Origin of the sequence: Acinetobacter sp. GG2, from assembly GCF_000292385.1 — a bacterium.
Lineage (GTDB): Bacteria > Pseudomonadota > Gammaproteobacteria > Pseudomonadales > Moraxellaceae > Acinetobacter > Acinetobacter seifertii.
Genome location: NZ_ALOW01000013.1, coordinates 1 through 19,300, shown reverse-complemented (window position 1 = coordinate 19,300; position 19,300 = coordinate 1). Strand labels below are relative to the sequence as shown.

Sequence of the window (19,300 nt, the reverse complement as noted above, 5' to 3'; positions counted from 1 at the left end):
CAACATGAAAAATTTAACTCGCTGCCAACGATAAAGCTAAATCGACAGCGACATTTAAACTTGAGCTTTTTGCCAAACCTGTCCCAGCTAAAGACAGAGCAGTACCATGATCGACCGAAGTACGAATAAACGGTAAGCCCAATGTGATATTAATTGCTTCACCAAAACCTTGTGATTTTAGCACAGGTAAGCCTTGATCATGGTACATGGCAAGAACAGCATCAGCATTTTTAAGATGTTCAGGAGTAAATAAAGTGTCTGCTGGCATACTTAAACTGATTTTAATGCCTTGAGATCGATAACTCTCGAGTACCGGATTAATAGTATCAATCTCTTCACGGCCTAAGTAACCATCTTCACCCGCATGAGGATTTAAGCCACACACCAAAATCCTTGGATCGGTAATTTTAAACTTAGTTTTTAAGTCATGAAGCAAGATGTCTATTACTTGATGCAAGCGTTGTTTGGTAATCGCATCTGCTACATCTCTTAAAGGTAAATGTGTAGTCGCTAAAGCAACTCGCAAGGTTTTAGTGGCGAGCATCATGACAACGCGCTCAACACCTGCAAACTCTTGGTAATATTCGGTGTGACCACTAAATAAAATTCCTGCATCATTAATGACTGATTTTTGTACCGGCGCAGTAGCTACACCTACACTTTTACCTGACATTGCATAATCAGCTGAGCGACGTAGTTGCTCTAATACATAAGCAGCATTAGCTGGGTCTAATTGACCGTCAGTGACTTCTGTTTTTAATGCAACATGCTCTATATAAAGCTCACCTTGCAAAGATGATTGAGTCTGTCCGGTATACTCTAAAAACTTAATATCCAAGCCAAGCTTTTGAGCACGTTGTTGCAATAAATTTCGGTCAGCTAAAACAACAACAGGACGTTCATCAACTCGTTTCGCCAGACTTAAACAAATATCTGGACCAATACCGGCAGGCTCACCGGAAGTGACATATAAAGGCAGCACAATCACCCCCGACACATTTCTAAAATTTGAATTATTTTAACATATCCTACATTCATCGGATTAGGGATTAAATTATCTACCTTAAACTGGATTTTTCTTGTGACTTTGGACAAACTCGTTTAGAATGCTCGCTCCTTTTGTTTGGACAGATTCCATAGTCCAAACCAACTATAATAGGTAGTGGTTTAATGAAAACTCTCAGCGCTAAGCCAGCTGAAGTTCAACATGACTGGTATGTTGTTGATGCTTCTGGCAAAACTTTAGGTCGCCTTGCGACTGAAATCGCTCGTCGTTTACGCGGTAAGCATAAAACTTCTTATACTCCTCACGTTGACACTGGCGATTACATCGTTGTGATTAATGCTGAACAAGTTCAAGTGACTGGTAAAAAATCACTTGATAAGAAATATTATCGCCATACTGGTTTCCCTGGTGGTATCCGTGAGACTAACTTCGAGAAGTTAATTGCTCACAAACCTGAAGCTGTTCTTGAAAAAGCAGTTAAAGGCATGTTACCAAAAGGTCCTCTTGGTTATGCAATGATCAAAAAAATGAAAGTGTACGCTGGTACTGAGCATCCGCATGCTGCTCAACAGCCACAAGTTTTGGACATCTAAGGGATACAGCACATGGCTACTAATTATGGTACAGGTCGCCGTAAGACCGCAACTGCACGTGTTTTCTTGTCAGCTGGTACAGGCAAACTCGTTATTAACAACCGTACTTTAGAGCAATATTTCGGTCGTGAAACTGCTCGTATGGTTGTTCGTCAACCTTTAGAACTTTTAGAAGTTACTGAAAAGTTTGACCTTTACATCACTGTTAAAGGTGGTGGTATCGGTGGTCAAGCTGGCGCGATCCGTCACGGTATTACTCGTGCGCTTATCGCTGCTGACGAAACTTTAAAACCTGTTCTACGTCAAGCTGGTTTCGTTACTCGTGATGCTCGTGAAGTTGAACGTAAGAAACTTGGTTTACGTAAAGCTCGTAAACGTCCTCAATTCTCTAAACGTTAATTCGTTTACCGAATCGGACAAAAAGCCTTGGATTTTTCCAAGGCTTTTTTATTATAAAAACAGCACCAAAAGATAAGAACTTATAAATATAAAAACTATCTCTTTAGAACCGTGATTTCCTAGAGCATTTTTAGTATTCTAATCGATTCACTCAACCACGTCGTCTTGTGATATGTCGGTCGAAAATACCTCTATTCAGGGGATTACCCTTTACAGCCATGCTGATGATTTCCGTTCTCACTGGATTCGTTTCTTATTAGCAGAAAAACAAATTAAATATCAATTGATCATAACTGATCACGAAGATGAGGATTTAGCAAGTCTAAACCCTTATAACCAATTACCGATGCTCCTTGAGCAAAACCTGAAATTATTCTCAGCACCCATTATTGCTGAATATCTTGATGACCGATATCGTCAGAGTAAACTTTACGCCGATGCGCCGATGGCACGCGCAGAACAACGACAATATATTTGGCGTCTTGAAAATGATTGGTTCAAATTGGCTGATCATATGCTCAAACATGTAGATACTTTAAATATAGAACAAAAACAAAAAGCCCAAAAAGAACTACGTGAGACCTTAATTTCTCTTACTCCACTATTTCAGCATTTTCCTTACTTTATGTCGGAAAATTTTTCAATTTTGGATTGTATGCTTGCCCCAATTTTTGTGAGGCTGAATAGCATGGGAATTGATTTACCAAAGCAGCAGTGTCGGCCTATATTTTTGTACTGTAAACGTATCTTTAGCCGCCCTTCTTTTGTTAAATCAATGACGGCCCAAGAGAAAACCCGTTACAATGAACAATTAAATATGGAATAGTGTGATATGTCTGAGCAAACTATTGAATTAACCCCTACACGTCCTTATCTTGCTCGTGCAATCTATGAATGGATTTGCGACAACAAACTCACACCTTATTTACTTGTTGATGCAACACAGCCACATACGGATGTACCACAACAATTTGTCAAAGATGGTCAAATCGTTTTAAACATTGTTCCACATGCTGTACATCAATTATTGATTACCAATGATGCTATTACTTTTTCAGCACGGTTTGGTGGAGTTTCCAAAAATATTTATGTGCCTATTCAAGCTGTTTTAGGCCTGTATGCACGTGAAAATGGTCAGGGTTTATTCTTTGATCCAGAAGAATATGCCAATGTCACTCCTGCAGAAAATGTAATGGGGCCAGAAGTACAAGAATCAACTGAAACAACATCGAGCAAGAAAAAACCAACATTAAGAATTTTAGATTAAATTTAGAGGAATAAAGTATGGCATTTGATTTAGTCCAATACTTTGCTGAGCAAATAAAAATTCAGAAGCCTCAGCTTTTAAATCAATATCCAGCAAATGAAAAGAATAAGCTGATTGATGAAGTTAACGTGCTAACACTTGGCAAGTTAATCAGCTTATGGCGTCAAGATGATAGTAAAATTTATAATGAAATAAAAACTGCTGATCCACTATATATTCAAGAAGTAGCGCGCCATCTAACTACATCTAAACACAATCAATCAGTTTTAAAAAATACTGAGCTCGAACAAAGTATTTCTGAAATTCTCACATTACAGTTAACAGAGCTGAATCAGCTTGATGACACTGGTGGGTTCGGTCAAAATGGATTGAAAGAGCTCATCTTAGGTCAAGTTGAACATTTATCAGGCCAAGCGGAAGACTGGGTTTGGTCAACAAATCACCTAACAGAGTTAATTGGTTCTAAACCTGTTGAGCAAGAAGAGCTATCATTGGATACAACAATGAAGGAGTTTAACCAAATGGTTCATCAAGCCCAACCATCCCACGAAGATTTGCATATTGAAGAACAAACAATCGAAACTTCAGTTCCTACATGGTCAAAGATAATTGCTCCTGTAGTTGCTTTAGCAATCTTGGGTTATTTGTACTGTATTTATACTCAGCTTGTTTAATTTCATCATAAACATTAAAGGAGGAACAAATAGTTCCTCTTTTTTTATTTTAAAAACATAATTTATTATCCCATATTATTTTAACATTCTATTACAATTATTAAATTTTGAATGAAAATTATATAATGCAAACCTGAGCACAATATTAAAAGTATAATGCATAAATTTTCTTATAATATTTTTTATAATATGACATTTTTGGTCACTTACTTACCCAAACATCAATTTTAATTTAAACTTGTTTGATTGACTTAAACTTGGGTAGAAATATAATGATTTTTAACTACTTTTAAATAAAAAGTAGTAACTATAATTTTATAATCCTGAGAGATAAAAATGGCTAAACTTTCTTTAGATAGCTTAACTGAAATTGATGGTTTTGTTGCATCTGCACTTGTTGATTCAGAAAGTGGTTTATCACTTGCAACTCAAGGCGGTGGGGAAATTGATTTAGAATTGGCGGCTGCTGGAAATACAGAAGTCATTCGCGCAAAAAGAAACATCGCTAATGCATTGAAATTAAATGACAATATTGAGGACATTTTAATTACATTGGGTAAGGCTTATCACTTAATTCGTCCATTAGAGAGTAATAACAACTTATTTCTTTATTTAGTACTTGATCGTACTAAAGCAAATTTGGCTATGGCTCGCCATGAGTTAAAGTCATTTGAAAAAGAGCTAGACTTCAGCTAATTGATTTAATTTATGCTCTTTATATTAATTATAAAGAGCATAAAAAATCACTACACTATTTAATAAAACTTAAAATGATACTATGGATAGTCATTGCATAAATATTGCAGTTTCAGGTTTAAGCTTAAAAGTTTCAGATGAATTAAAAATATTAATCCGAAATTTAATATCCAATCAATATGGGATTAATTGGGTTAACATTTCTAATAATAATATTGATTTATTAATCATTAACGAAAACTTTTTTGATGCAGATAACATTCAAAATATTCTTCAAAAGAAAAAAATTCCTTATTTAAAAATTACCAAAACACCTTCACAAAATGGAAATTCTATATATGAACATACTTTACACTTTCCTTTAGAAAAGTCAGAGCCCCTTCTATCTTGGCTACAAAAAAATGTATTAGCCTCTTTAGAATCTACTGCTATTAACTCTACGTCAGCTTTATCAAATGAAATGGCTCTCATAGATGGGCAATTTATAAAAAGTTTACATAGTCAGGAAAATACCAAATTACATTTATTTGATGATAAAGGTACGCTCGCTATTATTGATAACAGGACTCAGGTCGCTTGGGTAGAACCTTCTCGTCAAAAAGCACATACCAATATGAGTTTTAATTTTGCTTTTGCCAAAACCTCAGACTTTACAAAGGTTTCACGTAAAAAAGGTTATTACTTAAAAGATTGGTTATGGAATCTCATCTGGTATTCAAATGAATTTGAAAATTTAGCTTCGGCTGATGGTTATTTCAAAATAGATCATTGGCCGCAACCCTATCAAAAAGAATATAGAAAAATTAGCCTTCAGCTCTCTGCCTGCTTTATTCAGGGAGCAAAAGTCACTGATGTAGCAAAACAACTTAACCAACCAATCGATGTTATTTTACGTTTTATTACGGCTTGCTTAATGGCAAATAACGGACAATATGTTTCTGCAAATAAGTGTTCATACGCTCCTCAAACGAATTCAGAAGGCTCAAATAGTGAAAGTCATTTTTTTAAAAATTTCATAGGAAAAATTAGACGTCGTTTTGGTTTTTAAGGAACAGTATGATTATACAGCAATATAAAATTGTCTTTGCGGGCAGCATGGGGGCGGGAAAAACAGAAGCGATCAAATCGCTATCTGAAATTCCAATTTTAGGAACAGAAGCATTTAATACAGATGTAGAAAGCCATCAAAAATCACAAACAACAGTCGGAATTGATTACGGTGAAATTACACTAGATGATGGAGTTAAAATTGGCTTATATGGAACACCTGGACAAAGCCGTTTTGATTTTATCTGGTCAGTTATTTGTGAAGGCGCAATCGGTATTATTCTTCTGTTAGATCATAACAGCCCAAGTGCTATTAGCGAGCTAGAAAGCTATTTGGAAACCTTTAAAAACTATAATAATAATATTGCGATTGGTATTACACATATTGATGAAAATAAAGAATCTTCACTTCAGCAGTATCGTAATTGGTTAACAGAAAATGAACTTCAATATCCATTATTTTTTATTGATGCAAGAGAACAAGAGCACATTTCAATGATGGTTGAATCATTAATTGCATCACTTGAAGTTAAGGTAGGCGCAACATCTCAAGGGAAAGATCATGCTTAGTATTCCAGTTCAAAAAAGAACCGCTCCAACACAATTGCTACAACTTGCAAAAAGTGAAGCCCAAAAAATTCTGATGAATACACGTGGTGTAGACTTTGTGATGATTTGTTCTTCAGATGGGTTTGAATTAGCAACAGTCAGCCATAAGAACTATCATAACACCACTAAATTAGCTGCGGTGAGTAGTTCTATTTTGGCAATGGTCACTGCATTTTTAAAAGAAATTCAACTGACCGGCTGTAATAACATCACCTTAGATGCAGATAATGGCAAAGCCATTTTAACGGCCATTCCAGCGATCCATCACCCGATGGTGATGGTTACCCTAAGTAATAGAGATGTACTTTTAGGGCAACTGCTTTACAGTCTAAAAAAAGCAAGCCAAGTGATTGCAGAGGCAGATGGAGAATAACCCACACGGCTATAAAAAAATACCGCCCAATAAGAGCGGTATTTTTTATACTTGGATACTAAATAGCATTTGCCGTTTTTTAACTTGCTGCCCTTGTTGGCCTAAAACTTCTTCAATAATCCCATCTACATCAGCTTTAATCTGCTGCTGGATTTTCATAGCTTCAAGCACTAGTAAGGTCTGACCTTTCACCACTTGATCACCTTTATTGACCAAGATATTTACTACAGCACCATCCATTGGTGCACGAATTTTGCCATCACCAGCCGCATCAACTGTTTCTGGCGCAGCATAAGTTACGTTGCGAATTGCAACATTGCCATTCTCTCGATCTAAGTAAAGCTGATCACCATCTAATACACATTGGACACGGCGACGCACACCATTAATTAAATAAACTAGGTAATCTGGCGTTCTCTCAAGTACTTCAATGCAAACTGTTTGATCACAGAACTGGGCCGTAAATGTGTTATTTACAGATGAAAGCAGTAATTGAATTTGCTGATCATCATATTTAAGTTTTAATGGTAATGGCACACCTAAGCCAGTTTGCCACACTGCCGTACCGTTACTTTGGCTAAATAATGCCGCTGCAATCGCTAATGTTTCTAAAGATAGAACCTGCTTATGTAAACTGCTGTCATTTAGAAAATGCTGTTGAATGAACGCTGTATTGGTATCTCCTGCAACAACAACTGGATGACGTAATAAATTGACCAAAAATTGTTTATTACTATTTACTCCTAGCAAAACACAATCATCTACGGCACGAGCCAGTAAGCGAATCGCATCCTCACGGGTTTTACCGTATGCAATCACCTTTGCAACCATCGGATCGTAAAATGGACTGATTTCATCGGTTGCTAACATGCCATGATCGATTCGCACATTTGGTAAAGTTGCAGGCTGCCATCGTAAAACCTTTCCTGTTTGTGGTAAGAAATCCTGACGTGGGTCTTCGGCATACAAACGCACCTCGATTGCATGACCGTTTAACATCAATTCATGTTGTTGCAAAGGCAATTGTTCACCATTCGCTACACGTAACTGCCATTCAACTAAATCTAGTCCCGTAATAAGTTCGGTTACCGGATGCTCGACCTGCAAACGAGTATTCATCTCCAAAAAGTAAAATGCACCGGATGCATCAAGCAAAAACTCAACTGTCCCCGCCCCGACATAAGCACATGCTTTAGCCGCTGCTACCGCTGCTTCACCCATTTGCTGACGCAGTTCAGGCGTCATCACTGGACACGGTGCTTCTTCAACAACCTTCTGATGGCGTCGTTGGATCGAACAATCACGTTCAAACAAATAAACATAATTGCCATGTGTATCGCCAAAAACCTGAATTTCGACATGACGCGGAGCAATCACTGCTTTTTCTAAAATGAGCTCGCCAGAACCAAAAGCATTTTCAGCTTCGGAACGTGCGGTTTGTAAGGCCTCAACCAATTCGGATGCTTCCTTTACCAAGCGCATGCCACGACCACCACCACCAGCAGAAGCTTTGACCATAATTGGAAAGCCAATCTGTTCTGCTTGTGCTGCTAAGTATTCAAGATCCTGTCGGTCACCTTCATAGCCCGGTACACAAGGGACGCCCGTCTCAATCATGGCAATTTTTGAAAGGCGTTTACTGCCCATTAATTCAATTGCAGAAGCGGTAGGCCCAATAAAGGTAATCTGGTTGTCGATACATGCCTGAGCAAAATTAGTATTCTCTGACAAAAAACCATAACCAGGGTGAACCGCATCAGCACCTGTTTTTTTGCAAGCTTCAATAATTTTGGTAATAGCGAGATAAGACTCAGATACTTTAGAAGGCCCAATATAGACAGCTTCATCTGCCTCTTGCACATGGCGGGCATTACGGTCTGCATCGGAATAAACTGCGACGGTTTGATAGCCCATGGCTTTGGCAGTTTGCATGACTCGAACTGCAATTTCACCACGGTTGGCAACCAGTACTTTTGAAAATTTCATTATTTTTATCCTTATCTTTTATGACTCATCGGCCCAATTTGGCAAACGTTTCTGGATAAAAGCCATTGTTCCTTCTTGTCCCTCAGCCCCACCAACTGCTTGAGCAAACTGCTGTGCAGCATCATCTAGCAATTCATTTAAAGGTTCATTGAGCGTTCGATGTAACAGCGCTTTAGTCACACGCGAAGCTTGAGGAGCTGCTCGTTTAATGTGTTGAATGGTTTCCTCTAAAGCTTGTTCAAGTTCAATTTCATTATGTGCAATTTGATGAACCACACCGACACTTAATGCTGTATGCCCTTCAAAACGCATACCGAGTAAAGCAAGTCGACGCGCCTGAGTCAGGCCAATACGTTTCACCACAAAAGGAGCAATTTGTGCAGGAATCACACCTAGACCCGTTTCAGGTAAACCAAACTGGGCATTGTCACGACTAATCGAAACATCCGAAACACATGCCAGCCCAAAACCACCACCTAAAACAGCACCTTCTAAAATCACTACAACCGTTTGCGGCGCAGCTTCAACTTGCTCAAGCATGGCACCAAAACGGCGATTAAAGTCAGCATAAGGTTGTAGACTGCTGACATTGGTCGCTTCAACACGCAAAGCCGCCATGTCTTTAATGTCACCACCTGCACAAAAAGTTCCGCCTTCACCACGGATAATTACCGCACGAATTGAAAGGTCATCGCGAATGGCAGTGAAAACTTGCTGAATGGCATTGACCATCTTCAAGTTCATGGCATTACGGCTTTCTGGTCGGTTTAACCAGAGATATAAAATACTGCCGTCTTGTTCTAATTGAATGCTGTCATCAATATCTAGAGCTTGTAGAGATGAGGAAAGTGTCATGGTGTATTCCTTATTTTTATTTCTGCTTTTTAGGGAGAATGTCCATTAACTTACAGATAATCCCCAACATAATCTCATCTGCCCCACCGCCAATAGAGCCTAAACGACCATCACGATATAACTGTGATGCAGGGTTATCCCACATAAAGCCATTACCACCCCAGTATTGCAGACAGCTATCAGCAACTTCACGAGTTAAACGTCCAGCTTTGAGTTTTGCCATAGATGCCAGCTTGGTCACATCTTCACCAGCAATATGCTGTTCACACGCTTGGTAGGTTAATGCTTTAAGTGCTTCTATTTCAGTCATGAGTTCAGCAAAACGGAAGTGAATATATTGGTTATTAATAAGTGGCTGACCAAACGTCGTACGCTCTTTGGTATAGTCGATAGTCTTTTGGATTAAATTTTCCAACCCGCCAATGGCATTGGCACAAGCCCATAAGCGCTCTTCCTGAAATTGCATCATCTGCATCATGAAGCCCATACCTTCGACACCCACTAAGTTACGTTGAGGTACACGGACATTATCTAAATAAACCTGCGCTGTGGTCGTTGAACGCATCCCTAATTTATTAAGTGGCTCTGAAAAACTAATCCCTTTGGTTTTTGCTGGCACAATAATCATCGACTTGTTGACGTGAGGTTTATCATCAGATGTGTTCGCCAATAGGCAGAAGAAATCAGCCTGCAGTGAGTTGGTAATCCACATTTTGCTGCCGTTAATGACATAGTCATCGCCATCTTTTTTTGCTGTTGTTTTAATAGCAGCAACATCCGAACCGGCATGCACTTCTGATACTGCAATCGATGCCACATATTCCCCAGCAATCGCTGGTGTTAAAAACTCATCACGTAACTCTTTACTACCAAAACGTGCCAAAGCAGGTGTAGCCATATCGGTTTGCACACCAATCGCCAAAGGTACCCCGCCACAAGCGGCATATCCAATTTCTTCTGCAACCACAAGGTTATAGGAATAATCTAACGCTAAACCGCCATTTTCCTCAGGCTTACAAATCCCCAATAAACCAAGATCACCCATTTTTTTAAATACGTCATGGATTGGGAAACGTCCCGCAGCTTCCCATTCTGGAATATGTGGATTCAGCTCATTTTGAACAAATTGACGAGCTGTACGACGTAATGCTTCATGTTCGGCAGTAAATTTCATGGTGTTATTCCTATTAATTTTTTTAATTGCGGTAAAGGTTGATTAAAAACGGGACACACCAAAACGAGTTGGATTTAGCTCTCGTTGCTGTGCTTCATAAATGGTTTGTAAAAGGAAAATTAATAATTTTCGACTATCTCGCGGATCGATAATGCCGTCATCATGCAGCATGGCCGTATTGAAAAGCGCAGTGGATTGCTGTTCTAATTTCATAGCCGTACTTTGCTCAAGAAAATCGAGCATTTGCGGATTAGGCTCCTGACCAGAAGCTTTTTGCTTTCCTTCAGCCACAATGCGTAGCACTTTTCCGGCTTGTGCAGCGCCCATGACAGCAACATGCGAATTTGGCCATGCAAAAATAAAGTCTGGCGATAAACTCCGACCACACATTGCATAGTTGCCAGCACCATAAGAGCCTGCCACAATAATCGAAATTTTAGGTACAGTACAATTGGCAACAGCTTGAATCAGTTTCGAGCCATGTTTGATAATGCCATTTTGCTCTGCATCAGTTCCCACCATAAAACCAGTGGTGTTATGCAGGAATAATAATGGACGCTTGGTCTGCTCACACAGGTGAATAAACTGAGCTGCTTTCGCCGCCCCTTGAGGTGTAATTGGACCATTATTGGTAATAATACCGATATGTAATCCACCAATCTTTGCCCAACCACAAACCGTTAAATCATCATATTCCTGTTTAAATTCTAGAAAATCTGAATCATCAATAATGCGGGCAAGCACTTCTTTCATGTTAAATGGTTGTTTAGGGTCATTTGGAATCAACCCCAACAGTTCATCGGCATCGTAACGAGGTTCTTTATAAGTCGTTTCAACTGGTTTGATTTGCTCTTTCCAGTTCAGATGTTCAAAAATTTCCCGTGCAAGTCGAATACCATCAGCGTCATTTTCAGCTAAATATTCTGCTGTTCCGGCAACCTGTGCATGCATTTCAGCCCCACCCAATTCCTCCGCTGTAGCGACTTCACCCGTGGCAGCCAGAAGTAAAGGTGGACCTGCAAGAAGCATTTCGGTTTGTTTGCGTACAGCAATGACATAATCGGAAAGACCGGGTTGATAAGCCCCTCCTGCCGTTGCATTACCATGCACCACTGCAAGTTGAGGAATACCAGCCGCAGAAAGACGTGCCTGATTTGCAAAGGTCATACCACCATAGGTAAATACTTCAGCCGCATAATTTAAGTTGGCGCCACCACTTTCGGTCAGCGTAATCAGGGGGAGTTTTTGTTCTAAGGCAATTTTTTGCAAACGCAAAGTTTTTTGTACGCCCATAGGAGACATGGTTCCGCCTTTGATTGCACTATTACTTGCAGAAACCAGACAACGCACACCACTGACAAAACCAATGCCAGCAATCACACCACCACCCGCTTCTGAACCATCTTTATCATCAAGCATGTTGTAGCCAACCAAACCACAAAGCTCAATAAAAGATGAATCAGCGTCAAGTAATAACCGTACACGCTCATGCGGCAAAATCTTACCTTTCTTGTCAAACTTCGCTTTGGCAGCATACGATTTATCAATGCTTTTTTGCTGAATTTCACGGACTTCACTCAGCTGAGCAAGCAGTGCCTCTTTATTCTTTTGATACTGTTCACTACCAACAGTAATTTCGGATTGGAGAATAGTCATTTTTTATTCCTCACTCCGAGCCTGAATTATTGCTTTGCTCGACTTTCTCAGTCTTATCTTTTTTAAAAATTTCAGGAATAAACGCGCGATGGAAACCATTATAAGACTGACTATTTGTTGCTTCGGCTAGTGGGTACATGCGTGTTCCTTGCGATGCAGCGCCATCAATGCGTAATGTCACACCCGAAACAAAAGCAGCAGCATCGGACAGTAAATAACAAATTGCCGATGAAACTTCCGACTCAGTCCCCATACGTTTTAGCGGTACATTACCAGCAAGACTTGGAATAATTACTTTGGCAAAATCACCGCTATAATTATCCATACCGGATGATACGATCCACCCCGGTGCAACCGCATTTACACGAACGCCTGATTTACCCCACTCAACTGATGCTGTTTTAGTTAAGTTATCAACCCCAGAACGCGCAGCACCAGAATGCCCCATTCCCGGCATACCGCCCCACATATCAGCAGTCATATTGACAATACTGCCACCATGTTTAGCCATCCATTGGTTATAAGCTTCACGCATTAAATAGAAAGTTGCGTGTAAATTATTACGCACGACTGCATCGAAACCATTTGCAGAGATATTCTCTAAAGCTGAGGGGAACTGACCACCCGCATTATTTACAAGACCATCGAGCTTGCCGAATTTCTCAATCACTTCGGCAATCATATTTTTCACTTGCTCTTCTTCACGGTTATCACAAACAATGAAATGAACCCGCCCACCATCTTCTATAATTTCTTGGCTTACTTTCTCTAATTTTTCAATTTTTCGTCCTGTAATCACCACTTGAGCGCCAAGGGCTGCAAGCTCATGTGCCGTACAACGGCCAATTCCTGAGCCGCCACCTGTTACAATAATGACTTTATTAGCGAAAGCATCTAGTCTAAAAATTGATTGATAACTCATCTTTGTTTCATCCATTCATTTTATTTTTCTAAAAGATGTGCCGGAACTTTGACAGGCATATCCAATAATTGCTGTGCAAATGCTTTACCCTGCGGATCGATTCGCAGGCTTGCAATACCACCGCCCCCCAAGGCATTTTCCAATATAAAATTCAGTGCATTTAAACCCGGTAACTCATAACGAATGACTCGTCCTTTCTTAGCATCCAAGACATGTTGCATATAGCTTGCAACCACCTGTTCAGTCAGTGCTGCACGAATCCATGGTAAATATTCTGCTTTACGCGCAATCACACCGATATTGCTATGATTGCCTTTATCACCACTGCGGGCATGCGCAATTTCAATCAAAGGAACTTCAATTTCAGTCCCTTGATAAACTGCACTTTCACCCGCTGCTAAAGTATTGAATTGCTCTGTAGACGTGTCCCGAGGAATCTCAACTGGATAGCGGTTCCCATCAAAATCGATTTCGACATTGACCTGATTTTTATCAATTAAAAATGAAAATAATTTAATCACTGGAGATGCTTTTGGTCTTCCGCCGACAATTCCTGCCGAGGCTGGAGCCATACCTGTTGAAGCCTGTGCAATTTCAGATGCAAAGAACATACATGCTTCTTTAAACATGTGTTTTACAGCTATTTTGACCACCACTTCACGACTATTTAAAGCCTGAGCATGTGCTCCATAAGTACTTTCAATACCTAAAATCTCAACAGACTTTTCACTAAATGGAGGCACTGAGCGCATTGCTAAAACACGCTCACATTTAGTCAAAATCGCATCAGCAATGACTTGTGCTTTTTGTGGTGCCTCACGTCCTGCAATTAAGAAACTCACTAAAACCCGATAACCATCTGGATAAGTCGCACTAACTTTATATTGTGTAGTCGGTGCTTGTCCTTTTGCACCCGTCACACGAACTCGGTGCTCCCCGACTTGCTCTAAATGCACGTGGCTGAAATCAGCAATTACATCGGGTAGTAAATATGCTTGAGGATTGCCTATTTCATAAACAATTTGCTCTGCAACTGTAGCAGTAGAAACCAGACCACCTGTACCCTGAGGCTTAGTTACAACAAATGAGCCATCTTCACTCACTTCAACCACTGGAAAGCCCATGTTGTCGAAGCCCTGTACTAGGTGCCAATCGGTAAAGTTACCACCTGTACATTGAGCTCCACATTCAATGACATGCCCTGCCAACGAACCTTGCGCCAATTTGTCATAATCATCGAGCGGCCACTGATATTCATGAAGTAAAGGAGCAAGTACCACAGCAGAGTCAACCACACGGCCAGTAATCACAATATCTGCACCTAAATTCAAAGCATCGCGAATAGCCACCGCACCTAAATAAGCATTACTACTCGCCACCTGTTCTGGCAAAGCTTCACCACTAAACATTTCCTGAATATTTTGCTGCTTAAGTTGCTCATGTTTCGCTAAAAGATCATCACCTAAAACCACAGCAACTTTCAGATCTAGGCCATATTCTTTAATTATTTTTTGTAAGGCATCTCGACACGCCAATGGATTAACACCACCAGCATTACTAATCACCTTAATCTTTTTCTCTGCAATTTTTTTAAGTAGAGGTGCCATCACTCGACTGACAAAGTCCAAAGCATAACCATGCTTTGGTTCCACCATCTTCGCTTTTGCCATAATCGACATGGTGATCTCTGACAAATAATCAAAAACCAAATAATTAATATCGGTTAGATGTACTAATTGGAAAGCGGCAGTATTGGTGTCTCCCCAAAATCCTGAAGCACAACCTATTTTCACAACACGCTCATCATCCTGTTGATTACTTGCCATTTTATTTCTCATTATTTTGTTTAAAAATTAAACTCAACATTACCAAGCAAGCGCTTGGTTTGTAAAGAGCAAAATGTTATTGTGAAATTGACCAAAACTGCCAAACTCGACAGCTCAGGTAAAACATGATGAGATTTGGCAAACTTTTCTGTTAAGTATTTTTATATAGAGGAACCAGCTTTCGCATGATTGCTACTTCAATTGAACAGATTCCAAATATCTCTTGTTTTGACGATAGTCCACGTGGTCGTTTATTACGGGGGGCTGCTTATCTATTTCATAAACAAGGCTATGATAAAACCACCGTACGCGAACTTGCTCAATTTATTGGAATCCAGTCGGGAAGCTTATTCCACCACTTTAAAAGTAAAGATGACATCCTCGCTCACGTGATGGAGGAAACCATTATTTACAATCTTGCTCGTTTACAAGATGCGGCAGCCCAATCTACCAATCCAGAACAACAATTACGTGCCCTTATTAAAGCTGAACTCATTTCAATTACTGGAGATACAGGTGCAGCCATGGCTGTTTTGGTTTATGAATGGTTTGCCCTATCAAAAGAAAAACAAGATTATCTTTTAAAAATGCGTAACGAATATGAACAAATCTGGTTAGATATTATTGAAAAGTTACGTACCCAGGGCAAGGTAAAACATGATGCCTTTATTTGGCGAAGATTAGTTGGTGGTGCAATATCATGGACCGTAACTTGGTATAAAGCTGAAGGTAAAGTCAAAATTGATGAGTTAACCGAAATGGTCTGGGAGATGGCATTAAAATGAGTCTAGTCTATTTACGTAAACCCAAGAAAAATGACCTTGCAGAAATTAAAGAAGCTTATGCACGTAGTGTTCAATTACATCAACCGTGGGCATATCCACCAGCTGACTTTCAAACATATTTAGAACAAGAACATCGTTATTTTGTTTGTGTAAGAACAAACCATGCTATTGCTGGAACATTTAATATTTCAAATATTATACGTGGCCATTTTCATTCAGCCTATTTAGGTTATGAAGTATTTCATCCCTATCAAGGTCATGGCTACATGACGCAAGGTCTCAAACTATTACTCAATGAAGCATTCGAAAATTTAAATTTGCATAGGTTAGAAGCAAATATACAACCTGATAATATTCCCTCGATTCAACTAGTTGCCAAAGCAGGTTTCTTTAAAGAAGGTTTTTCTCGGCAATATCTTCGAATTGGCGGAAAAACATGGAAAGATCATGAACGTTGGGCAATTTTAAATGAGAAATGGATAGAACCATCTCAGTAAAGTCTGAATGAGATGGTTTATACAAGCAAAACCTATTCTAAAATTAATAACCTAACTGTTTACTAATTAAATCTTTCATAATTTCTTCAGCACCACCACCAATCATATTGACCTTCACTTCACGGTAAATACGTTCCGACTTGGTGCCTCGCATAAAACCCATGCCACCTAATGTTTGCACAGCTGCATCAGCACAAAATTGCATAGTGCGAGTCGCAACATTTTTAAGCATTGAAATTTGTGCCACCAACTCAGGTCCTTGTAACTTCGGCTGAGTCATTTTCCATGCAGTTTCTTCAAGCAATGCCCGTGTTGAGGTTAATTGCGTTGCCATATCTACTAATTTATGACGAACCACTTGATGATCAATTAATCTCTTACCAAAAGTTTTCCGTTGTTGCGCCCACTCTAAAGCTTCTTCGTAACAGACTAATGCATACCCATAAGCCACTACTCCCAAGAAGAACCGCTCCATATTAAAGTTATTCATAATAACTTTAAAACCAGCGTTTTCTTTGCCGAGCAGATTTGATGCAGGTACTCGTACTTGATCAAAATGCAAATGCGCCGTATCAGAAGCCCACCATCCCATTTTCTTTAAAGATGTTTTAGTAATTCCTTCACTGTGCGCATCAACGAGCAACATTGAAATACCTTCTGCACCTGTTTTAGTTGGGTCTGTACGTACCGCTACAGTATAGTAATCTGCACGAATTCCCGATGTGATAAACGTCTTCTCACCCGAGACAATATAGTAATCACCATCACGAACAGCTTTAGTTTGTAATGCAGCGACATCTGAGCCACCACCTGGTTCTGTAATAGCCAAAGCAGAAATTTTTTCACCAGAAATAATCTCTGGGAGGACTCTAGCTTTTAACTCCTCACTTCCAAAATGCTGAATGGGAGGGGCGCCAATTGTGTGTACCATGAGTGAGGTATGTACTCCCCCAGAACCCGCCTTTGCCATTTCAATACCAGCCAGTAATGAATAAAATGGATCTGCATCAGGAATACCACCATATTCTTCAGAAAAACCTAAACTTAATAGGCCAATTTCAGCTGCCTTTCTATAAAGCTCTCTAGGAAATGTCTCAGCCTCATCCCACTCATTAACAAAAGGAGCCATTTCTTTTTGTACAAATCGGCGAACATTGTCAGCAAAAGCAATGTGTTGTTCATTATAGTAAATTGGATTGAGTTGCATGTTTAGAAATGTCCTAATGTTTTTATTTAATTCCTGAACATATCTTGTCATGTTTACAGTCAATCAAAAGTTGCAAGAATCTCCATTTTCTTGGCATAAAACATCAAACAGAATTATTTTTATTTATGCACAACGCCTATACTCTTAAGCAGCAACGAAAACCACGAACAGCATAATAAGACTGTGCTCCATTATGATAAATGAATACCCGACCATAACGTCGGTCAGCAAAAATAGCTCCATCTAACCGTCGAATCTCATCTGGGGTTTTGAGCCAACTTGATGTTTTAAGATCAAATTCCCCTAACTTTTGTAATTCATGGTATTGCTCTTCTGTGAGAAGCTCAGCTCCCATTTCTTTAGCCACATCGATTGCACTATTTTTTGGAGGATGATCTTTTCTAGCCTCCAAAGCCTCTCGGTCATAACAAAGGCTTCTACGGCCTTTTGGACTCTCAGGAGAGCAATCGACAAATAAATATTCATCCTTCTGTTGATCATAAGAGACAACGTCAGGCTCTCCTCCAGTGTTTTCCATTTCTTGCAATGACCATAATTTTTCAGGCGATTCTAATAATTTAGCTCGCACATTTGTCCAATCAATTTCTTTATGGCGATGTGTGTTCTTTTCAAATCTCTTCTTTAATAGTTCAAGTAGTGAATTTAATTGTGTTTGAGTTAATTGTTTTTTAGTTGTCATTGAATAAATCCTTATAATTATTAAACTGAACGTCCATCAAAATAATTTATTTTTATTTTATCTAAGTCAATGTCATCTATACATCGAACATTAATCGCAAAGATAGAATTACCTTTGGGATCTATACCTTGAGCATAGGGATGAATACCGCAATTTTTACAGAAATGATGATTAATCACATGCTTGTTAAAAGTGTAATTCGCTAAAATATCAGGAGAATCTAAAGTAACTGTAACTTGATTAGTGGGTAGGAACCAAAGTAAAGACCCTTTCTTTTGGCAGATCGAGCAATTACAAGATAAGGCTTCTGTTAGCTCACCTTCTGCGACAAACTTTACCTGTCCACAATGACAACTTCCTTTATATTCCATATCTTTTTCCCTCTTTTTAAATTTTTATAATATTCTTTTGGTAGATCAATTTTCAATCTTCGTATAGATTTTGAGATTTTCACCTTTACACAATCTACTTAATTAAAACTCTAGTAGATTATCTAAACTAAGAGACTACAGACTCAATTCGGCTTAAGATTTGCGGCCAACCTTTTCCCATACCAATAAAAGCCTGTTGGCCAAAAGAAGAATCCATATTAAAACCCGAATGGTTAAGCTTTAAAAGTGTGCCATTTTCTTGAGGAATTAATTGCCATCTTAGGGTTGTATCAAGTACACCGATTGCAAAGTCATATTCAAATAAAATTTCTTTATCAACTGCCTTAACTAGGCAATGTTGTACTCCGAAATTTCCCATATCTAAAGTAAATTGATGACCGATTTTAGGCTGAATGTCCCCTTTAGCCCACCATTGCTGGACAATTTCAGGCGTGGTCAATGCTTCCCAAACTTTTTGAGGAGATTGATTGATGAACTGTGAAACCACAATGGACTTTAACATTTTTTATTTTAGACTCGTCTATAATTCATTTGGTTTTTATTATGCTGCAAAATAATTAGCAATATAAAGGATTATGTAAAATCACATCTACCCTGTTTTTTCCCCGCATAAAGCAACACCCCGGACTCTATTGA

The 19,300-nt window shown here is 39.1% G+C and carries 22 protein-coding genes; 11 read left to right on the top strand and 11 right to left on the bottom strand.

Going from position 1 to position 19,300, the window contains the following annotated elements:
• Positions 1-13: 13 nt before the first annotated feature.
• Positions 14-997 carry a 4-hydroxythreonine-4-phosphate dehydrogenase PdxA gene (gene pdxA, locus B554_RS0100750; RefSeq protein WP_081400252.1) on the bottom strand — a complete coding sequence of 328 codons (984 nt, stop codon included), beginning with the start codon at positions 995-997 and terminating at the stop codon, positions 14-16.
• 173 nt (positions 998-1,170) lie between these two features.
• Here pdxA and rplM point away from each other — a divergent pair, with 173 nt between their 5' ends.
• From rplM to B554_RS0100705, 9 genes are all read left to right on the top strand, one after another.
• The gene (gene rplM, locus B554_RS0100745) at positions 1,171-1,599 is read left to right on the top strand and encodes a 50S ribosomal protein L13 (protein ID WP_002117832.1); all 429 of its coding nucleotides are present in this window, start codon (positions 1,171-1,173) and stop codon (positions 1,597-1,599) included.
• 12 nt (positions 1,600-1,611) lie between these two features.
• Positions 1,612-1,998 (top strand): 30S ribosomal protein S9, encoded by a 387-nt coding sequence (gene rpsI / locus B554_RS0100740; RefSeq protein ID WP_002048725.1) that lies wholly within the window; start codon positions 1,612-1,614, stop codon positions 1,996-1,998.
• Positions 1,999-2,170: 172 nt separating this feature from the next.
• Positions 2,171-2,824: a glutathione S-transferase N-terminal domain-containing protein gene (locus tag B554_RS0100735; RefSeq protein ID WP_019456612.1), complete on the top strand. Its 654-nt coding sequence runs from the start codon at positions 2,171-2,173 to the stop codon at positions 2,822-2,824.
• Between the two features lie 6 nt (positions 2,825-2,830).
• Entirely contained in the window at positions 2,831-3,265 is a 435-nt protein-coding gene (locus tag B554_RS0100730) for a ClpXP protease specificity-enhancing factor (protein WP_004704111.1), read from the top strand.
• A gap of 17 nt (positions 3,266-3,282) precedes the next feature.
• Positions 3,283-3,939 carry a hypothetical protein gene (locus tag B554_RS0100725; protein ID WP_004704109.1) on the top strand — a complete coding sequence of 219 codons (657 nt, stop codon included), beginning with the start codon at positions 3,283-3,285 and terminating at the stop codon, positions 3,937-3,939.
• A gap of 336 nt (positions 3,940-4,275) precedes the next feature.
• A complete protein-coding gene (locus tag B554_RS0100720; protein ID WP_019456611.1) occupies positions 4,276-4,635 on the top strand; it encodes a hypothetical protein in 360 nt (119 codons plus the stop codon).
• 82 nt (positions 4,636-4,717) lie between these two features.
• Positions 4,718-5,683, top strand: a complete 966-nt coding sequence (locus B554_RS0100715; RefSeq protein WP_004704103.1) for a hypothetical protein — start codon at positions 4,718-4,720, stop codon at positions 5,681-5,683.
• An 8-nt stretch (positions 5,684-5,691) separates the two neighbouring features.
• On the top strand, positions 5,692-6,252 hold the full coding sequence (locus B554_RS0100710) for a GTP-binding protein (RefSeq protein ID WP_019456610.1): 561 nt from the start codon (positions 5,692-5,694) through the stop codon (positions 6,250-6,252).
• Entirely contained in the window at positions 6,245-6,664 is a 420-nt protein-coding gene (locus B554_RS0100705; protein WP_019456609.1) for a roadblock/LC7 domain-containing protein, read from the top strand. Before B554_RS0100710 ends, B554_RS0100705 begins: the two co-directional genes overlap by 8 nt.
• A 45-nt stretch (positions 6,665-6,709) precedes the next feature.
• Here the strand turns inward: B554_RS0100705 and B554_RS0100700 are convergent, their stop codons facing one another.
• The 6 genes from B554_RS0100700 to B554_RS0100675 are packed head-to-tail and all read right to left on the bottom strand — an operon-like array spanning position 6,710 to position 15,083.
• A complete protein-coding gene (locus B554_RS0100700) occupies positions 6,710-8,650 on the bottom strand; it encodes an acetyl/propionyl/methylcrotonyl-CoA carboxylase subunit alpha (RefSeq protein ID WP_019456608.1) in 1,941 nt (646 codons plus the stop codon).
• A gap of 18 nt (positions 8,651-8,668) precedes the next feature.
• Entirely contained in the window at positions 8,669-9,505 is an 837-nt protein-coding gene (locus tag B554_RS0100695; protein WP_019456607.1) for an enoyl-CoA hydratase/isomerase family protein, read from the bottom strand.
• 16 nt (positions 9,506-9,521) lie between these two features.
• Entirely contained in the window at positions 9,522-10,679 is a 1,158-nt protein-coding gene (locus B554_RS0100690) for an acyl-CoA dehydrogenase family protein (protein WP_019456606.1), read from the bottom strand.
• Positions 10,680-10,721: 42 nt separating this feature from the next.
• On the bottom strand, positions 10,722-12,335 hold the full coding sequence (locus tag B554_RS0100685) for an acyl-CoA carboxylase subunit beta (protein ID WP_019456605.1): 1,614 nt from the start codon (positions 12,333-12,335) through the stop codon (positions 10,722-10,724).
• A gap of 10 nt (positions 12,336-12,345) precedes the next feature.
• Positions 12,346-13,257, bottom strand: a complete 912-nt coding sequence (locus B554_RS0100680; protein WP_025465037.1) for an SDR family oxidoreductase — start codon at positions 13,255-13,257, stop codon at positions 12,346-12,348.
• A 20-nt stretch (positions 13,258-13,277) separates the two neighbouring features.
• The gene (locus B554_RS0100675; protein WP_019456603.1) at positions 13,278-15,083 is read right to left on the bottom strand and encodes an acyclic terpene utilization AtuA family protein; all 1,806 of its coding nucleotides are present in this window, start codon (positions 15,081-15,083) and stop codon (positions 13,278-13,280) included.
• 185 nt (positions 15,084-15,268) lie between these two features.
• Here B554_RS0100675 and B554_RS0100670 point away from each other — a divergent pair, with 185 nt between their 5' ends.
• Together B554_RS0100670 and B554_RS0100665 are read left to right on the top strand one after the other, a co-directional pair.
• Positions 15,269-15,868, top strand: coding sequence for a TetR/AcrR family transcriptional regulator (locus B554_RS0100670; RefSeq protein ID WP_019456602.1), 600 nt, complete (start codon positions 15,269-15,271; stop codon positions 15,866-15,868).
• A complete protein-coding gene (locus tag B554_RS0100665) occupies positions 15,865-16,365 on the top strand; it encodes a GNAT family N-acetyltransferase (protein WP_019456601.1) in 501 nt (166 codons plus the stop codon). The genes B554_RS0100670 and B554_RS0100665 overlap by 4 nt, the downstream gene beginning before the upstream one ends.
• A 43-nt stretch (positions 16,366-16,408) precedes the next feature.
• Here the strand turns inward: B554_RS0100665 and B554_RS0100660 are convergent, their stop codons facing one another.
• The 4 genes from B554_RS0100660 to B554_RS0100645 all read right to left on the bottom strand — a co-directional run bounded on the left by B554_RS0100660 (position 16,409) and on the right by B554_RS0100645 (position 19,166).
• The gene (locus B554_RS0100660) at positions 16,409-17,572 is read right to left on the bottom strand and encodes an acyl-CoA dehydrogenase family protein (RefSeq protein ID WP_019456600.1); all 1,164 of its coding nucleotides are present in this window, start codon (positions 17,570-17,572) and stop codon (positions 16,409-16,411) included.
• 136 nt (positions 17,573-17,708) lie between these two features.
• Positions 17,709-18,272 carry a DUF4256 domain-containing protein gene (locus B554_RS0100655; RefSeq protein ID WP_019456599.1) on the bottom strand — a complete coding sequence of 188 codons (564 nt, stop codon included), beginning with the start codon at positions 18,270-18,272 and terminating at the stop codon, positions 17,709-17,711.
• A gap of 20 nt (positions 18,273-18,292) precedes the next feature.
• Positions 18,293-18,643: a GFA family protein gene (locus B554_RS0100650; RefSeq protein ID WP_019456598.1), complete on the bottom strand. Its 351-nt coding sequence runs from the start codon at positions 18,641-18,643 to the stop codon at positions 18,293-18,295.
• A gap of 127 nt (positions 18,644-18,770) precedes the next feature.
• The gene (locus tag B554_RS0100645; RefSeq protein WP_019456597.1) at positions 18,771-19,166 is read right to left on the bottom strand and encodes an SRPBCC family protein; all 396 of its coding nucleotides are present in this window, start codon (positions 19,164-19,166) and stop codon (positions 18,771-18,773) included.
• Between the last annotated feature and the right edge of the window lie 134 nt (positions 19,167-19,300).

Excerpts from the sequence above, each read along its gene's own strand:
- B554_RS0100685 (WP_019456605.1), bottom strand. The coding sequence starts at position 12,335 with ATGACTATTCTCCAATCCGAAATTACTGTTGGTAGTGAACAGTATCAA.
- B554_RS0100700 (WP_019456608.1), bottom strand. The coding sequence starts at position 8,650 with ATGAAATTTTCAAAAGTACTGGTTGCCAACCGTGGTGAAATTGCAGTT.
- B554_RS0100730 (WP_004704111.1), top strand. The coding sequence starts at position 2,831 with ATGTCTGAGCAAACTATTGAATTAACCCCTACACGTCCTTATCTTGCT.
- B554_RS0100665 (WP_019456601.1), top strand. The coding sequence starts at position 15,865 with ATGAGTCTAGTCTATTTACGTAAACCCAAGAAAAATGACCTTGCAGAA.
- rplM (WP_002117832.1), top strand. The coding sequence starts at position 1,171 with ATGAAAACTCTCAGCGCTAAGCCAGCTGAAGTTCAACATGACTGGTAT.
- rpsI (WP_002048725.1), top strand. The coding sequence starts at position 1,612 with ATGGCTACTAATTATGGTACAGGTCGCCGTAAGACCGCAACTGCACGT.
- B554_RS0100655 (WP_019456599.1), bottom strand. The coding sequence starts at position 18,272 with ATGACAACTAAAAAACAATTAACTCAAACACAATTAAATTCACTACTT.
- B554_RS0100725 (WP_004704109.1), top strand. The coding sequence starts at position 3,283 with ATGGCATTTGATTTAGTCCAATACTTTGCTGAGCAAATAAAAATTCAG.
- B554_RS0100705 (WP_019456609.1), top strand. The coding sequence starts at position 6,245 with ATGCTTAGTATTCCAGTTCAAAAAAGAACCGCTCCAACACAATTGCTA.
- B554_RS0100720 (WP_019456611.1), top strand. The coding sequence starts at position 4,276 with ATGGCTAAACTTTCTTTAGATAGCTTAACTGAAATTGATGGTTTTGTT.
- B554_RS0100650 (WP_019456598.1), bottom strand. The coding sequence starts at position 18,643 with ATGGAATATAAAGGAAGTTGTCATTGTGGACAGGTAAAGTTTGTCGCA.
- B554_RS0100735 (WP_019456612.1), top strand. The coding sequence starts at position 2,171 with ATGTCGGTCGAAAATACCTCTATTCAGGGGATTACCCTTTACAGCCAT.
- B554_RS0100675 (WP_019456603.1), bottom strand. The coding sequence starts at position 15,083 with ATGGCAAGTAATCAACAGGATGATGAGCGTGTTGTGAAAATAGGTTGT.
- B554_RS0100710 (WP_019456610.1), top strand. The coding sequence starts at position 5,692 with ATGATTATACAGCAATATAAAATTGTCTTTGCGGGCAGCATGGGGGCG.
- B554_RS0100715 (WP_004704103.1), top strand. The coding sequence starts at position 4,718 with ATGGATAGTCATTGCATAAATATTGCAGTTTCAGGTTTAAGCTTAAAA.
- B554_RS0100690 (WP_019456606.1), bottom strand. The coding sequence starts at position 10,679 with ATGAAATTTACTGCCGAACATGAAGCATTACGTCGTACAGCTCGTCAA.
- B554_RS0100645 (WP_019456597.1), bottom strand. The coding sequence starts at position 19,166 with ATGTTAAAGTCCATTGTGGTTTCACAGTTCATCAATCAATCTCCTCAA.
- B554_RS0100670 (WP_019456602.1), top strand. The coding sequence starts at position 15,269 with ATGATTGCTACTTCAATTGAACAGATTCCAAATATCTCTTGTTTTGAC.
- B554_RS0100695 (WP_019456607.1), bottom strand. The coding sequence starts at position 9,505 with ATGACACTTTCCTCATCTCTACAAGCTCTAGATATTGATGACAGCATT.
- B554_RS0100680 (WP_025465037.1), bottom strand. The coding sequence starts at position 13,257 with ATGAGTTATCAATCAATTTTTAGACTAGATGCTTTCGCTAATAAAGTC.
- B554_RS0100660 (WP_019456600.1), bottom strand. The coding sequence starts at position 17,572 with ATGCAACTCAATCCAATTTACTATAATGAACAACACATTGCTTTTGCT.